The 908-nt window shown below is 50.4% G+C and carries 1 pseudogene; it reads right to left on the reverse strand.

Annotation, left to right across the window (positions count from 1 at the left end):
* Positions 1 to 624: 624 nt before the first annotated feature.
* Positions 625 to 908, reverse strand: a pseudogene (locus tag PORUE0001_RS08175) (TetR family transcriptional regulator); the annotation flags it as partial.

The following is a 908-nucleotide window of genomic DNA, read 5'->3' on the forward strand; positions in this document are numbered from 1 at the left end:
GCGCACCTTGCTGAAAGCGCAAAACATGGACAACGTCCGTACGCAGAAGTACGACTACCCCGAGTCCGTAAGCTATATGGATCTCGTAGGCTACTACGAGCAGCTGGGTGACTACGTGCTCAACGTCGTCCAGGCCGCTACCAAGGGATAGGAGAGACGTCTATTCGCAGACCCCTCTGCCTAGCTTCTAATACAAATAGCGATACCTACTGACGCAAACCGTCAGGACGCAGCATCCGTGCGTTCTGACGGTTTGTGTATGTGCAAAGGACTACTCGTGAGACTTGCTGTGTGTACATCCCCCTAAAAAACGCCTGAGACATTGGTTCCAACAGGTTGAAACTAAAGTTCCAACCCCCTCTGGAACAAAAGTTTCACCTAGGTGAAACTCCAGTTTCACCCGTATGAAACTCTAGTTTCTTCTGTATGAAACTCTAGTTTCTTCTGTATGAAACTCTAGTTTCTTCTGTATGAAACTCTAGTTTCTTCCGTATGAAACTCTAGTTTCACCTATATGAAACTAATAAGAGCTCTGTAGAAGGGGACAAGAAGGGGCGAGCAACGACCTAAGGGGGGCGCTACTTGTCAATATATTGAACTAGCTTATGGCGAGATTTGCGGGCTCTAGACCTGCTGAAGGCGCTGGTCGTGACGATGCACGAGGTAGAGGAGCCAGCCTCCGTAGACTACGTGGTAGAGTGCGATGACGAGGTAGTAGGTGGAGACGGTCTCGGCGAAGGGAGTGCGCAAGACGTAGATGAGGAGCACTAGGAGGGCAACCTGTAGGAGGAGGTTGAGCAGTTGGACACGTAGATGTGCTCTTTGTCGCTCGATGATGTCGGGGATGACGTTGATGATGGAGGTGAAGAAGAGGACGAGCAGGTAGACCAGCATGGCGCGTATGATCG

Origin of the sequence: Porphyromonas uenonis 60-3 (genome assembly GCF_000174775.1) — a bacterium.
GTDB lineage: Bacteria > Bacteroidota > Bacteroidia > Bacteroidales > Porphyromonadaceae > Porphyromonas > Porphyromonas uenonis_A.